Source organism: Paenibacillus campinasensis (assembly GCF_002272015.1).
In the GTDB taxonomy this organism is placed as follows: domain Bacteria; phylum Bacillota; class Bacilli; order Paenibacillales; family Paenibacillaceae; genus Paenibacillus_AQ; species Paenibacillus_AQ campinasensis.
Genome location: NZ_NPBY01000049.1, coordinates 43,682 through 59,260, shown reverse-complemented (window position 1 = coordinate 59,260; position 15,579 = coordinate 43,682). Strand labels below are relative to the sequence as shown.

General features: G+C 52.3%; 13 protein-coding genes. All 13 read right to left on the bottom strand.

Translation table 11 applies throughout. The annotated features are described in order from the left end of the window. Positions 1–41: 41 nt before the first annotated feature. The 13 genes from CHH67_RS16820 to thrS all read right to left on the bottom strand — a co-directional run bounded on the left by CHH67_RS16820 (position 42) and on the right by thrS (position 15,206). On the bottom strand, positions 42–1,715 hold the full coding sequence (locus CHH67_RS16820) for an extracellular solute-binding protein (protein ID WP_095266360.1): 1,674 nt from the start codon (positions 1,713–1,715) through the stop codon (positions 42–44). A gap of 76 nt (positions 1,716–1,791) precedes the next feature. Next, on the bottom strand, positions 1,792–2,688 hold the full coding sequence (locus tag CHH67_RS16815) for a carbohydrate ABC transporter permease (protein ID WP_095266359.1): 897 nt from the start codon (positions 2,686–2,688) through the stop codon (positions 1,792–1,794). Positions 2,689–2,719: 31 nt separating this feature from the next. Continuing rightward, positions 2,720–3,676, bottom strand: coding sequence for an ABC transporter permease (locus CHH67_RS16810; RefSeq protein WP_095266358.1), 957 nt, complete (start codon positions 3,674–3,676; stop codon positions 2,720–2,722). A 314-nt stretch (positions 3,677–3,990) separates the two neighbouring features. Continuing rightward, positions 3,991–4,941 (bottom strand): 4-hydroxy-3-methylbut-2-enyl diphosphate reductase, encoded by a 951-nt coding sequence (locus CHH67_RS16805; protein ID WP_095266357.1) that lies wholly within the window; start codon positions 4,939–4,941, stop codon positions 3,991–3,993. A 53-nt stretch (positions 4,942–4,994) separates the two neighbouring features. Further along, on the bottom strand, positions 4,995–6,443 hold the full coding sequence (locus CHH67_RS16800; RefSeq protein ID WP_095266356.1) for a sensor histidine kinase: 1,449 nt from the start codon (positions 6,441–6,443) through the stop codon (positions 4,995–4,997). Position 6,444: 1 nt separating this feature from the next. Next, entirely contained in the window at positions 6,445–7,131 is a 687-nt protein-coding gene (locus tag CHH67_RS16795) for a response regulator transcription factor (RefSeq protein WP_095266355.1), read from the bottom strand. Positions 7,132–7,263: 132 nt separating this feature from the next. Further along, entirely contained in the window at positions 7,264–8,850 is a 1,587-nt protein-coding gene (locus CHH67_RS16790) for a S1C family serine protease (RefSeq protein WP_095266354.1), read from the bottom strand. Positions 8,851–8,995: 145 nt separating this feature from the next. After that, a complete protein-coding gene (locus CHH67_RS16785; RefSeq protein ID WP_095266353.1) occupies positions 8,996–9,649 on the bottom strand; it encodes a response regulator in 654 nt (217 codons plus the stop codon). Between the two features lie 16 nt (positions 9,650–9,665). After that, on the bottom strand, positions 9,666–10,751 hold the full coding sequence (locus CHH67_RS16780; RefSeq protein WP_095266423.1) for a sensor histidine kinase: 1,086 nt from the start codon (positions 10,749–10,751) through the stop codon (positions 9,666–9,668). An 11-nt stretch (positions 10,752–10,762) separates the two neighbouring features. Continuing rightward, positions 10,763–11,812, bottom strand: coding sequence for a cell wall-active antibiotics response protein LiaF (liaF, locus tag CHH67_RS16775; protein ID WP_095266352.1), 1,050 nt, complete (start codon positions 11,810–11,812; stop codon positions 10,763–10,765). Between the two features lie 205 nt (positions 11,813–12,017). After that, the gene (locus CHH67_RS16770; protein ID WP_095266351.1) at positions 12,018–12,215 is read right to left on the bottom strand and encodes a hypothetical protein; all 198 of its coding nucleotides are present in this window, start codon (positions 12,213–12,215) and stop codon (positions 12,018–12,020) included. Positions 12,216–12,348: 133 nt separating this feature from the next. Next, the gene (locus CHH67_RS16765) at positions 12,349–12,954 is read right to left on the bottom strand and encodes a 3D domain-containing protein (protein WP_413773601.1); all 606 of its coding nucleotides are present in this window, start codon (positions 12,952–12,954) and stop codon (positions 12,349–12,351) included. A 314-nt stretch (positions 12,955–13,268) separates the two neighbouring features. Further along, positions 13,269–15,206 (bottom strand): threonine--tRNA ligase, encoded by a 1,938-nt coding sequence (gene thrS / locus CHH67_RS16760; RefSeq protein ID WP_095266349.1) that lies wholly within the window; start codon positions 15,204–15,206, stop codon positions 13,269–13,271. Positions 15,207–15,579 lie beyond the last annotated feature (373 nt).

Sequence of the window (15,579 nt, the reverse complement as noted above, 5' to 3'; positions counted from 1 at the left end):
ACTGCTTAGCGCAGCATACCCTTACGTTTCTCATTATATTGTTATTCCCCACGCATTTTGGCCAGGTTCTCTTGCCATTTTTGCGTCTTGAATGCCAGAAGCTTGTCGAAACCAGCTGTTTGTGCATCCGCCTCAGCCTTGTCGAGAATGGCCAATACTTCTGCATCATCTTTCGCATACAGGGCTTTCGCTCTAGCTTCTGTAAAGATATCTTCTACGCGTTGACGAATAATTCCTTCCTCGCTGTCCGGAGCCGGATCGAGGTTAATAAATTCGGTAGCGTTAGCTTGTGTTTTCCAAGTAATTTCATACTGCCAACGTGTGGACCAGTTACGCTGTTCCTCAGGAAGCGTGCTTTCGTACTTGGCTTTTGCCTGGTCGATAAACACCGTGTTACCGTTCCATTGAACATTCGTCGTAGTTGCTTGAAGCTTGCCGAGGCCTGCCGCATCCGTCACGTATTTCTCTGTGAACTTCGGCATTACCCCTTCTTCTTCCCAACCATCCCAGTATCCGCCTTCAGGTCCCCACATGAGGATCGATTGACCTTCCGGTCCAGTATACCAATCCAGGAAAGCGAAGATCGCTTCAGGATCCTTGGCTGCTTTTGTAATGACACTTACGTTCCAGCCGAGCTGGTTGTAAGTGCCCGGGAAGATTTTGTTCTTATCCAGACCTGGCTTCGCAATCGGCCAGATCATGAAGTAACCTGCATCCGGATCTTGAGCCGTCAATTCAACATGCGCATTCATCGCATTCTCGGTCGGGCTGGATGCCGAATATACGGCAACACGGCCAGCCATAACTTTCTCTTTCACCTGGTCAGCAGTTTGTGTCATTGCGTCTTGCGTGATCAGTCTTTCGCGGAACAGCTTTGCAGCGTACTGCATCGACTCGCGGAATGTAGGATCCAGGAAGATCGATGTCAATTGGTCGCCTTCAGGAACACCGCGGATCGAAATCCAGCGTGTCAACGCATTTTCTCTAAAGGCAGAGTACAGCGTTTCGATACCTTGACCTTCGATACCCGGCTCGTAAGGCACAACCTGATTGCCGTACTTCTCTTTAACAGCTACGAGGTAGTTGTACAGATCATCGGTTGTTTCCAGTGGAGGCTCACCGAGCTCTTCGTAAATCTTTTTGTTCACAACATAACCTGCGTTGCCGTTCGGCTGGCTCGTGTACCAGTTCGGGAACTGATACAGCTTGCCGTCTTCGGAACGAAGCATGTTAATTCCTTCTTCGCCGAGCCACTGCTTCAGGTTCGGGTATTTATCGAGATAATCATCAAATGGAACCAGCATATCGGCCTGACGAAGCTTATCGACGTCCGGTCCGCGCTCCATCCAGATGACGTCCGGCAGCTGACCGGAGGCAATCATCGTGCTGAATTTCTGCTGCGCGTTGCCTTGGGAGTTGATAGGAACTACGTTGACTTTTTTGTTCTCTTTAATCCATTTCGTAGCGTCATCATCGCCCCAGTTCGGCATTGTGTACCAGTCATAGTGACCGTAGAAGCTGAATTCCAGCGGCTCCTCACCTAGCACATATGTGTCGGATTCAGCGGAGGTATTGTTCTCAGTCCCGTTATCGGATGGCGTCGGCGTCGGTTCTGCCGTATTCGAATTGCCTCCCCCGCTGCAGGCGGAAAGCATCAGCATAGCTGCCAGCAATATGATCAGCGATGTGGACAGCGATTTTTTTCTTTGCCTCATTCTCGAATTCCCCTTTCGTTCTTCCCTCTTTATTTATGTCTAAAGCCTCCTCGGCTTCAAACAACAGACAGATAAGCTATTCCTTCAAGGAACCAATCAGAACCCCTTTAACGAAATGCTTTTGGACAAACGGATAGACCATAATGATCGGAATCGTGGCCACAATCATCGTTGCCATGGACAGCGATTTGGTGGTTACGCTTTGCATTCTGGACAAGACCGCTTGCGAAGCCGAATCCAGGTTGCTCATCTGCTCTGACATGATGTTCGAGTTCAGAATCTGATTCAGAATAGTCTGAATCGGCAGCAACTCGTTTTTCGAAATATAGATACTTGGGAGGAACCATTCATTCCAGTGCCCGACCGCAGTGAACAGCGACAGGGTCGCGATGACCGGACCGGACAGCGGCAGAATAATTCGGAAGAAGATCCCCCAGTTACCGGAGCCGTCAATTTTTGCCGATTCCTCCAGACCGGCCGGAAGCCCCTGGAAGAAGGTACGGAAGATGATCATATTCCACACGCTTACAAGCGTCGGAATAATGTACACCCAGAAGGAATCCATCAGCCCGAGGCTGCGAATCAGCATGAAGCTCGGGATCAAGCCCCCGCCGAAGTACATGGTGATGATACACATGATCATATAATATTTACGTCCAATCAGCTCACGCTTGGTCATTCCGTAAGCGAAGATGGAGGTTACCAGAATCGAACAGAACGTACCGACTACCGTACGGGCCACCGAAATTGCAAAGCCGTTCAGCAGCCGCTTATCTTGAAAGACAATCTCATAGTTCTCCAGTGTAAAGCTTCTCGGCCAGAAGGTGACACCCCCCATTGCCGTATCCGCTCCGGTATTCAACGACACGACTAGCGCATTCCAAAACGGATAAAATGTCACAAAAGCCAGCAGTGTAAGAAAAATGTATATTACGACCATCATTACGCGGTCCCCAAATCCAAGACGTACCAATGCTACCCGCTCCCTTCCTCAGGATGTTTGATTACCATAGACTGTTTCCTGACCGGCGTGCGATCAAGTTCGCTATCGTCAGCAGCATGACGCTGATCACTGCTTTGAACAAGCCTACAGCCGTTGCGTATGAGAAACGAGAATTTTCGATACCGATTCGGTAGACATACGTATCAATGACGTCGGAAACCTCTCTCAGCACCGGGTTTTTCGCCAGGAGCAAAATATCCTCAAAGCCTGCACTCAGCAGATTGCCGATCGACAGAATCATGAAAATGATAACCACCGGCATGATCGATGGAAGTGTAATGGTGAAGATTTGCCGGAACTTGCTCGCGCCATCCATATCTGCCGCTTCGTACATATGCGGGTCAACGCCCGCCACAGCGGCCAAATATACGATCGACGAGAATCCGATCTCCTTCCATACTCCTGTCGTTACGAGAATCGCCCAGAAGTACTCCGGAATTGAGAGGAAATTGATTGGCTCCTCCACCAGATTCAGATTCGTCAGCAGAATGTTCACGCTTCCATTGTCGGTCGAGAGCATGGAGATCACAAAACCCGACACGATAACCCAGGACAGAAAGTGCGGCAAGTAGCTGACCGTCTGTACCATCCGCTTGAAGAACATATGTCTGACCTCATTCAGCATCAGCGCCAACAGGATGGGCGCCGGAAAGCCGATGAAAAACTTGAGGAGACTGATGACGATGGTGTTGCGCATGACGTTCGCAAACTCGGGAGCCTCGAAGAACATTCGGAAATGCTTCAGGCCTGCCCATGGACTCTCTGCCATACCTTTGAAAATGTTATAATCCTGGAAAGCCATCAGGATGCCGTACATTGGGATGTAACTAAATACAAAAATCAATGCCAGTGCCGGAAGAACCATCAGCTGAATGTCCCACTGCTTCGCAAAACGAACCGCGAGGTTATCTTTCTTCCGTTTGGGAACAGGTTTCTGCTCCATTGAGATCTGTGCCATAATCTTCCCTCCCGCTTGTGCCCCTATCGTACAGTTTGTCTATGAATCAAATTGTAATCGAAGGGCGCGGGTATGACTATTTGCCTAATCAACGAAAAATGATACTTATCAATCCAAAAATAAAACGCTTACATCGAGTGAGAAGTTAATGTCACGCAGCAAGAATCACACAGGGGGGGGGGCCGTCCCTTGCCACCGATTCATCCCGGTCAAGCGCCACGGTGCTTGCGCCTGATTCCTGTAACCTAGGATGAAAAACATAAAAAACTGCACCTCCAACGTTAGACGGTGTCTAACAAGGGGGTGCAGTTCCACTACGCCTTGCTCTTCGTCCGAACCGGCGGCAGCAGCTTGCTCATATTGATCGTCCGCTTGATCTCCCAAGTCTCCGGACAGTCATGTTCATACTGCTCCAGATAGGCAATAACCTCTTTCGTAATCGGCGTCGGCGTGGATGCGCCCGACGTGACCGCCACCTTGTTCACGCCTTCCAGCCATTCCCGCTTCAGCTCTGACACATCTCCGATCCGGTATGCCGTCACACCTGCAATCTCTTCAGACACCTGTGCGAGACGGTTCGAGTTGTTGCTGCGCGGATCCCCGACGACAATGACCAGATCGGCCTGACCTGCCTGCTCTGCAACCGCCTCCTGACGCACCTGGGTTGCCAGGCAGATCTCATTATGAATCTCCGCGCCGGGAAACCTTGCGAGCAGCTTGCTCATAATATGCTTAATATCCCACTGGCTCATCGTCGTCTGGTTCGTGATAATGATTCTCGATGAAGGGATGTCAAGCTGGTCGATCTCATCCTCCGTCTCGATCAGATGAACATGCTCCGGTGCAATGCCGATGGCTCCCTCCGGCTCGGGATGGCCTTTCTTCCCGATGTAGATAATCTCATAGCCGTCGGCCGCCTTTTCACGAATCAGGTCATGTGTTTTGGTCACATCCGGACAGGTGGCGTCCAAGGTTGTCAGACCTTTGTCGCGAGCCAGCTTCCGAACCTCCGGGGATACCCCGTGCGCCGTAAAAATGACGGTTCCGCTCTCCACCTGGTTTAGAATCTCCACACGGTTGGGCCCGTCGAGCGTAATAATGCCTTCATCCTCAAAGGATTTTGTCACATGACTGTTATGGACAATCATGCCCAGTATATAGATAGGCCGAGGAAGATCGAGATTCTGCGCCGCTTGCCGTGCCAGCACCATCGCATCCACAACACCGTAGCAGTATCCTCTCGGCGATATTTTAATCACTTCCACTGATCCTCACCTGCTTCCCACGAAAATTACCGCTGTACCTGTTCATTATACCTCTATTCAAGAGGAGGAGCAAAAACGAGCGGAAGCCATATAATAAACGTGCTGCCTTCGCCCCGCTTCGTCACCACTTCCACAGAGCCTTCATGGACATCAATAATCCATTTGGCAATGGACAGTCCAAGGCCGGTACCTTCGGTTACTCCCCGGGATTGGTCCGCCCGATAGAAGCGGTCGAAGATATGCGGCACCTCGTCTTTATCCATGCCGATGCCGGTGTCCGCAATCCGGATGCCGACCTGTCCCTTGTACAGCACAGCATCGAGCGACACCACGCCCTCCGGCGTATATTTGAACGCATTCTCGATGAAAATGAACAGCATTTGCTGCAAATAATCTTTGTTACCATTGATGTAGATACTGCCTAGCATCATGAAATCCCCGACCTTCCAGGCCGCGGTTCTTTTCAAAAATTGCGCTCTCCGGGCGACCTCTTCAAGCAACGGCCGAAGCGGTATGGCCGATTTCTCAAACGTCTTTCCGGTATCCGCCCGGGCCAGAGACAACATATCGTTCACCAGCCGGCTCATCCGTCTCGCCTCATCGGCAATATCCCCGATCGCCTCCATCGATATTTGCTTCAGCGCCTCTTCATCCAGATCCGGCCGATCCTCGGGCGGGGAAGTCCATATTTTATGCAGCAGATCGACATTGCCGCGAATGGTCGTCAGCGGTGTTCTCAGCTCATGCGAAGCATCGGAGACAAAGCGCCGCTGCGCCGCATACGCGTCCTCCAGTTCTTTGTAAAAGCCTTCGGTCCGGGACAACATCCCGTTAAATGTCCCGATCAGTTGTCCGATTTCATCCGGCGGCCCATCATACTCAATCCGCAGGCTCAAGTCCGTCCCCTTCTGGATGCGCTCGGCCGCTTCCGTCACCTTGCCGATCGGGCTGATCGACTTGCGGGCCAGGAACAGCCCGAAGGAAGAAGCAATGACCAGCGTAGCCGCCGATCCCATGATCAGGATGGTCTGAAGCTGCTTGAGCGTATCCTCAATTTGCCTTGTGCTTGCACCAATCTGGAGCCATCCGGCCAGGCTGCCCGTGTATTGCTCAATCACGGGGTGACTGTAGACCAGGAACGGGTTGCCCCCGAGGCTGACTTTGGAGAAAAATGCCTCGGTCGCCGCTTTCTCCACACCTGGCACTTCAAACATCAACCCGCTGAATTTCATATTATCCGATCGCCAGGTCGAGTTATTGCGAATCGTGAACGTCTGGACATACAAGTCCATATCCTCCAGCCGAATTTCCGAGGAGCGGTTCGGCAGCACCTCAATGATGCCTTGACCAAAGCTCACTCTTTTGGCCTGCTGCCGGATGCGCTGCTCGAGTTCACTGTACGTGTACAGATTCACAAAAGTATAAATCGCCGTGCTGAATATGACCAGCGTCACGAATAGAATGCTTGTATACCATGCTGTAAGCCGCAACCGTATCGACATGCTAGCTGTCTCCTCTTAAAATATACCCTGCTCCGCGAATCGTCTGGATCAGCCTTTTGCCCCCGTTCTCCTCCGTCTTCTGGCGAAGCATGGCAATATAAACCTCAAGCACGTTGGATTCCCCGCTGTAATCATATCCCCAGATTTTATCCATAATCGTATCGCGTGACAGCACGCGCCTTGGATTTTGCATAAATAGATGGAGCAGCTCGAATTCCTTCGCCGTCAGTTCAAGCCGCCGTCCGCCGCGCAGCACCTCTCTTGAATCCGTGTCCAAGACAAGATCCTCGAAGGTAAGACGCTGGCTGGAGGAATCGTCGCTCGGTTTCCGGCGCAGCAAAGCTCTGACGCGGGCCAAAAGCTCTTCGAGCGCAAACGGCTTCACAAGATAATCATCCGCCCCGATATCGAGCCCCTTTACCCGATTCTCCACCTCATCCTTGGCGGTCAGCATCAGGACAGGCACGGTGCTTCCGCCTTCGCGCAGCCTCCTGAGCGCCTCAAAGCCGTCCACCTGCGGCATCATCACATCCAGAATGACCGCATCGGGCTCCTCGGCGAGGATCATTTTGAGGCCCTCTGCACCATTGGAGGCAGTCATGACATCATAACCCTCGAACGCAAGCCCTCTGCGCAGCATTGATATAATTTTGTCATCATCATCTACTATTAATATTCGGGATCGCATCACGGCATCTCCTCTATCTATGAATCAGCATCTGTTGCTTACTTATTCCAACCCCATTATATCGGTCCGGTTTAATGCAAGACAAGCGGAAGGCTTCTTCCCTTCCGCTTGTTCGTCCCTTCATGTATGGCGTTAACGCCGCTGCTGGGATTGTTCAAATTCGTTCCGATCACCGATCGTGAGCGGCAGATCGATCTGCTTGCCATTGCGAATGACATTCAGTGTAATATCATCACCGACATTTTTGCTCTGGATGAATTCGATCAGATCCAGGTGGGTCGGATATTTCTGTCCGTCAACCCCCACAATGATATCGTACTGTCTCAGATCCGCCTGATATGCCGGCGAACCGAAGACGACGCTGTTCACATAAGATCCTTCCGTCACATCGGTCCCAAGCTGCTGGGCAATCTGGGAGGTCACGGTGCCCAGTTCTGCGCCAATGAACGGAACCGGATCCTTAGGCACATCCTGGCCGTTCTTCAGATAGTCGACCGCTTCCTTGATCGTGCTGGAAGGAATCGCAAACCCGATGCCCTGTGCCTGGGAGCTGACAGCTACGTTCATTCCGATAACTTCACCCTTCAGGTTAAGCAGCGGGCCGCCCGAGTTCCCCGGGTTGATGGACGCATCGGTTTGCAGCAGATTTTTGTAGTTACGGTCCGCTTCATTGTTCGTTCCTGGAATTTCGATGCTGCGCTCCTTGGAGCTGAGCACCCCGGCTGTGACCGTATGGTCAAATCCTTGCGGGTTCCCGATGGCAACCAGCCATTCACCCACTTTCAATGCCTCCGAATCCCCAAGTGCCACCGTCGGGAAATCCTCGTCCCCTTCGATCTTCAGCACCGCCAAGTCAAGCTCATAGCTGGACCCGAGCAGCTTCGCTTCATAAGGCTTCTTGTTTCCTTGGAGCGTAACCTGGATCACGTCCGCGCCATGGATAACATGCTCATTCGTCAGAATGTAGCCTTCCTTGTCAAAGATGAAGCCAGAGCCAATGCCCTGCGCCCGGAGGGATTCGTCGTTTCCGCTTCCCTCGCTCTCACTTCCTTCGCTGCCGCTTCGACCGCCGCCGAAAAAGTACCAGAACGGGTCATTCCCGTACGGGTTCGCGCTGCGGGCGTTGCTGCTCTTGACAAAGGTATTGATCAGCACAACCGACGGGCTGGCTTGATCCACGACGCTCGATACGTCATTCGCATTCGTCGGGATCGACACGGCGGCCGGCGTCGCCCCGCCGCTATTGGTCGGCTGGGACTCGGTCACCGGTGCATCGCCACCAGACGACAAGGCGGCCTCCGGCGTAAACATGTTCGTCCGGTCCGCAGCAAACATCAGGCCTGAAATGACGAGCACCCCGGCCATGAAGGATAGAAATAACGATTTGAAGGAGCTTCTCGGCCTGGAACTATAGTTCCGGTTCCGGTTGCGATTCGCGTTGTCCGGCAGGCCTCCGCCCTGTCCTTCTCCGCCGGAAGACTGCCGCGTCAGTCCTGTCGGAACCGGCTTCACAGGCTCCGGAGCCGTCACCTCCACCTGCTGGGGCTCCATCTGCCGATAACCATCCCGCCCCTCTGAATCGTTATCGTTTGAAATAGACCGGAACGGTCCGTACGAATAATAGTAGGATGATTCATTCGATGAAGAAGACTCCTCTTGTTTCTGTTTCTGTTCAGGTTCTTCGTCGGGGTATCCGAAGCGTTTTCTCTGATCGTCCATAAGTGTCTTTACCTCCTATGTTAAATCACTTGATTCCAAGTGCTACATGACTAACTGTTTCTATTGTGTACTATAAACCTTAATAGTACCTTAAAAACAATTAAAAGGCAGATAAAAAGACGGCTCTCCCCGGCTAAAACAGCGTTTATTGCGTTTTCACCCAGCCTTTTCGGTGGGCGTATATCGCCAGCTGGGTTCTGTCCTCCAGCTCGCATTTCATCAGCAGGTTGCTGACATGAGTTTTCACCGTTTTGATGCTGATATGGAGCTCCTCGCCGATCTCTTTATTGCTTTTTCCTTCCGCTATCAGCAGCAGCACTTCCTTCTCCCGCTCGGTCAAACCGGATTGATCCTCATCGACCATATGACGGCGAATTCCGCGCGTAAGCGCATCGGACACGTCCTTGGTCATCACCGGCATGCCGCGATAGGCTCCCTGAAGCGCATAGATCAGCTCATCAGCGGAAACGGTCTTCAGCACATAACTTACCGCTCCGGCCTCGACGCAGTCAACAACCAGCTCATCTTCCAGAAAGCTTGTCAGAATGACGATTTTCTGATCCGGAAACTCCGACATCACCGCCTTGGTCGTCTCTGCCCCGTTCATGATCGGCATCATCAAGTCCATCAGAATCAGATCCGGCCGGGCATCCGGGGCTTTTCTCAGCTTCTCCAGCACCTCGAGTCCGTTGGCAGCCTCGTCAATGACTTCGAAGCCGGGGTCCAGCGATAAATAAGTTTTCAGGCCCATCCGCACCATATCGTGGTCATCGGCCAGCATGATCTTTATGGTATCCATATCATTTCCCCCTTGTTTACTTCACCGGCACAGCGGCTTCCTCCTCAAGATCGTCATGCTCATCGGACGGTCCTCCAGAGCCGTTCTCTTCTCCGAACAGCGGAATGTTCACGCGCACGGTGGTGCCGGCCCCCTGCCGGCTTATAATATCCACCTGTCCCCCCAGCTTCTCTGCCCGCTCCCGCATCGTGGACAGCCCGTAGGAGCCCTGTTTCTGCGTTAAATCGTCAAACCCGCAGCCATCATCACTGATGCTGAGCACAACGCGCTTCTCTTCCTCGCGCAGCGACATGCTGACCATGGACGCGCCCGCGTGCTTGACAATGTTGGCCACCGCCTCCTGAATGATTAGGAACAGCTGATGCTCGATGGCCTCGGACACTCCGCCGTAAACCTCAACATCCTTCACGCCCTTGAGACTGTTCTGCCGGCAATAATCCGGGAACCAGCGCTCCAGCGCCTCCTCGAGCGTCCGACCCTCCAGCTCTACCGGGCGAAGCTGTGCAATGAGCGCGCGCATCTGCTTCTGGGCAATATGGGACATTTCGATTAACTGGGAGAGCACCTTCTCCCCATGCTCCGGATTTTTCTTGAGTACAGCTGGTAATGAAGAAGCGGACATGTGTATGGCAAAGAGCTGCTGGCTTACCGTATCATGCAAGTCTCTTGCCATGCGTCGGCGTTCCTCCAAAACTGCAGCTTCAGCGGCGATTTCCTTCTCGATCACATCCTGCTCGCCCAAGCGCTGCAACAGCTTCATCTTCTTCTCCAGCGCCTCGGTCATGGTGTTGAATTCCTCATAGACGCGCGCGAAAGAACCGTCTTCTGCGGCTGGCAGCCTGACCGTCAAATTGCCTTTGGCCACCTGTAGCATGTTCAGATGCAGCAAATCCAGCGGACGCTGAATCCGTTGTCCGGCGATATAGCCGGCAATGCCTGTGAACAGAACAATACCGACCGAGTAATAAACCCACAGTCGGTTGTCCTGAATATGAATGTATCCCCATTCGTCCGCAGCGTACAGGAATACGGCAACTCCTGCTCCGATGAGCAGAAAATACAGCATAAGCACCCATTTAGTATTCTTCAGAAAACTCATCATCGACATGCCGGTTACCCTACCCTGTTCACTTTAATATCGCCGATAAACACGCTGACATGAATGCGGATCCTCTTCCCTGCTTCCCTGTAGTACGGGCTCTCGATGCCCGAGCTGCTCATAAATCCGCTTCCTTCCTTCTGATCCAGCACCTTCATGTCGCCGATAAACGAGCTGGTCGACACATGGATGCCGAGGTCCGAATCATTCGGTACAAACACTTTGACGTCTCCGATAAATCCGGAAATGTTAATGCGGGTTTCGCCGTACGGAATCTGGGCTTTGGTCAAGTCGAGCACCGTATCCCCGATAAACTGGGAGATGTTGGTCGGCTTCAGCGAAAAGTATTCCTTGCCCATATGCACATCCCCGATAAAAGCGGATTTATTCACTGTATCGTGATGGGACCATCTGGCGCCACTTCTATTGGGGTCATCTCGGTCTTCGTAGTACCGGTGACCCTCCTCTTCATTATAACCGTAATGCGGATCCGTATCGTCATAGCGGTAGCCTCTTCTTCCGGATGCGGCCGTATGATCCCTATGATTCGCATGATCGGTATGCTCCTGTTTCGGCTCCTGCTGCGGTTTGCCAAACTTGCGTTCAAACACCTCATCAAGCGAAGAATCGAGCGGAACGGCCTCCGGCGGCTCTGGCGGAATCGGGCTCTGCCGACGGTCAGGCTCCGGGGCAGGCGGCGGCTCAGGCGGCCGGCGGTTATTTCTCGGCTGTAGAATGACCTGCAGGCCGAACAGAATCAAAGCAACCGGAATCGCAAATTTGATTAAATCTCCAAACGAGAACCATACATAACCCAGGTTGCGTCCCAGAAAATAAAGGCCAAGCAGAATTGGCACCAAAGCGCCCCACAGCACCCCTGCACCAGATGCAAAGATCAGGCTTTGCAGGCCGAACCAGATCAAGATGACCGGCCAGAATGTCGATATGAGATAGCCGATGCTTACATTAATAAAACCAAGCTGATTTAGAAAAAACAATACGCCGATTCCGATCAGGAACAGGCCGCCGAATAACTGGCTCCATCCTTTTTTACTCATGGTCACATCCCCTTGCCTTCACTTCTTTTGGTAACTACAGTGTACAACATCCTGAAGGAACGATATAGCGGCGGCGGGATGAAAATCAACTCGGTCTCCAGACCGAGGCACTGGATAATAATGGATCACGTCTTCTATATAGAAAAACCCCCGCCAAGTGCAGGGGTTTTGTATAAAGCATGAAACGAGGGTTGCCACCGGCTAACTAACCTTAACGGTTTGTTTTGTGGTCGCCTGGCGCGTTCAGCTCGCCAAACTCCGCGTCAAACTTCTCGTTTGGTTTTTTGTAGTTCTCTTGAACCTTCGATTTGCCCTTCGGGTTGCTGGCAATGCTTTGATCTTCAGCAAACTCGGCATTGAACTTTTCGTTCGGTGTCTTGAAGTTTTCCTGAACTTTATTCTTTTTCACCGTCTTCACCTCCTGGTTATCTTCATACCATCATCCTCTTCAGGGGTTTGGCCCCCGAACAGTAGTATGTGATGAACCGGCGGGGCTTATGCGAGCTCGGGTAGTAAGTCCAGTGGCTGCCGGGAATCCGGGGTCAAATCGCTTCCTCCAGCACAGAGCTTGGCAGGAAACGGTACGTTTCAATCGCTTCTCCGAACTTTTTCAACATCGCTTCGGTGCATTTTCCGCTGCCTTTTCGAATGAGCTGCACCTCGACATCCTTTTTACCCCACTCCTCATACACTTGCTCGGTTGTGGCAAAATACAGATCGATCTTCCGACCCTTGATGGCAGAGCCGATGTCCGCGACGATCCCGTACCCGTAACCCGGGATATACAGAATGCTGCCCAGCGGAAATACAGATGGATCGGCAGCGATCGTGGACAGCGTATTTCGGTCTCGCTTCACCTTCACCCCGGAATACGTAATGCCATACTGGGGATGACCGGGTCTTTTACCAGTCGATTCATATCCTGCTGTATATCCTGTTGCCGTCACTGTCACCGTATGCAGCACCTGATCATCTCTTGGAGCCAGTACTGCCATCGAAGGATGGCCGCCTTTTCTGGTTGCTTTGACGCCGTGATCATCGCGCTGCTGCTCGTCTTCGGCAAGCGTTATATGTTTATTAACTTTTCCGATGCTAACCAAATTCAGGGCATAGAGATGCGCCATCTCCATAAAACTTGAGCCTTCAATGAATGCGCTCGATTTCTGTTCGCTGTGGGACACGCTGTAGGAATCACTTAATACCGGCTGCCAGTGACTTGCATTCGCCGTTACCGGCGGTTCGAGCAGCCAAGCGATAACGAGCCCGCACAAAAAGAACCCCTGCCATGTTTTTCGTTTGTTCATTGCGAATACCTCCCCCTTACTAGCGAGGGTTCCCGCAACTTCAACGGTTTATACATGACAGGGGTTGAAATGTTACCCTATGATCGAGCTAGTAATGGGGCAACCATCTGCAGCGGTCTACAGTTCCCGTACAACAGAAAGCTCTCGCTTGCATAGGATTACACAGCGTGCGTCTGGATTTCCTCACGCAGCTTGGCGATGATATCATCCAGCGGCTGAGCGCCAATATCCCCTTCCCCGCGCTTGCGGACGGATACAGCGCCAGCGTTCTTCTCATTCTCGCCAACGATGAACATATACGGAATTTTCTCCAGCTGCGCTTCGCGAATCTTATAGCCGAGCTTCTCATTACGGAGATCCGGCTCAACCGAGATGCCTGCCAGTTGCAGCTTCTCCGCTACTTCCTTGGCATAATCCTCAAATGCGGTAGACACCGGAATCACCTTCACCTGCACCGGAGCAAGCCAAAGCGGCAGAGCGCCTGCAAAATTCTCCAGCAAGAACGCGGCAAATCGCTCCATGGTGCCGAGGATGCCGCGATGGATGACGACCGGACGATGCTTCTGACCATCATCTCCGACATATTCAAGCTCAAAGCGTTCTGGCAGCAGGAAGTCGAGCTGTACAGTAGACAGCGTCTCTTCTTTGCCAAGTGCCGTCTTGATCTGCACATCGAGCTTCGGTCCGTAGAAAGCAGCCTCGCCTTCCGCCTCGAAGAACGGCATATCCAGCTCCTCTACAACCTCGCGCAGCATGCGCTGGGACATTTCCCACATCTCATCGTTCGGGAAGTATTTCTCGGTATCCTGCGGATCTCTGTAGGATAGGCGGAAACGGTAGTCCTGAATGCCAAAATCCTTGTACACGGTCATAATCAACTGGATAACCCGTGCAAACTCTTCCTTGATCTGATCCGGACGGCAGAAAATGTGGGAGTCGTTCAGCGTCATCGCCCGAACCCGGTGAAGTCCTGTCAATGCGCCGGACATCTCATAGCGATGCATCATGCCAAGCTCTGCAATCCGGATCGGCAGATCGCGGTAGCTCCGCATGTCGCTCTTGTACACCATCATATGGTGCGGACAGTTCATCGGACGAAGCACGAGATCTTCATTGTCCATCGACATGACCGGGAACATATCCTCCTGGTAATGATCCCAGTGACCCGATGTTTTGTAGAGATCCACGTTGCCAAGCACAGGGGTATACACGTGCTGGTAGCCAAGACGCTCCTCCAGATCCACGATATAACGCTCAAGGGTGCGGCGGAGCTTCGCCCCGTTCGGAAGCCAGATCGGCAGACCTTGTCCTACGAGCTGGGAGAACGTGAACATTTGCAGTTCCTTGCCCAGCTTGCGGTGATCGCGCTTCTTCGCTTCCTCCAGCAGATGCAGATGCTCATCGAGCTGCGCTTTCTTCACAAACGCGGTCCCGTATACACGCTGGAGCATTTTGTTCTTGCTATCCCCACGCCAATAAGCTCCGGCCACATTCATCAGCTTGAACACTTTGATTTTTCCGGTTGATGGCACATGCGGTCCACGGCAGAGGTCAAAAAACTCCCCTTGCTCGTAAATCGTAATGACACTGTCCTCCGGCAGATCATGGATCAGCTCAAGCTTGTACGGATCCCCCAGTTCGCCAAAAATCCGCAGCGCTTCCGCACGGCTCACTTCCTTGCGCACGATTGGCAAGTTCTCGCCTACGATGCGCTCCATTTCCTTCTCAATCTTCTGCAGATCCTCCGGATTCAGCGGCTCTTCAAGATCCATATCATAGTAGAAGCCGTCCTCGATGACCGGTCCGACTCCCAGCTTCACTTCCTTGGCGCCATACAAGCGCTTCGTTGCCTGTGCCAGCAAGTGAGCTGTACTGTGGCGGATCACTTCAAGCCCTTCAGCCGAATCCTGGGTTACGATTTCTACGAGGGCACCTTCCTCAAGCGGCGTCGCCAAATCGACCAGCACCCCGTTTAATTTTCCTGCCACTGCGTTTTTCTTCAGCCCGCTGCTGATGGATGCAGCCACATCCTCAATCGAGCTGCCTGCCTCATATTCACGGACCGAGCCGTCTGGCAGTTTAATACTGATAGCCACCTTACATTCCTCCTCAAAGCATACGTTGGTTTAATTTCACGTTTCCTGTTCCATTCTCGCAGGACATAACAAAAAACACCCGTCCCGCAAAGGGACGAGTGTTATACCCGTGGTTCCACCCTAATTCGATCCTCGGTCACACTGGCCCGCGCCAGGGCCGATCCGAAGGATCCTTCATCAGCATTGAATAACGGTCATGAACCGGTGAAGCCTACTCTTACGAAAAATGAATCCCATAATTTCGACCGCACAGCTACAAAGGGGTAAATCAATGACGCACCGAAGGGAATTTCAGCCGGGTTCCCTCTCTCTGGAACGGATCTAGCCGATTGACTCATGTCTTTGTCATAGCTTTTACGTGAATTTATGAGAT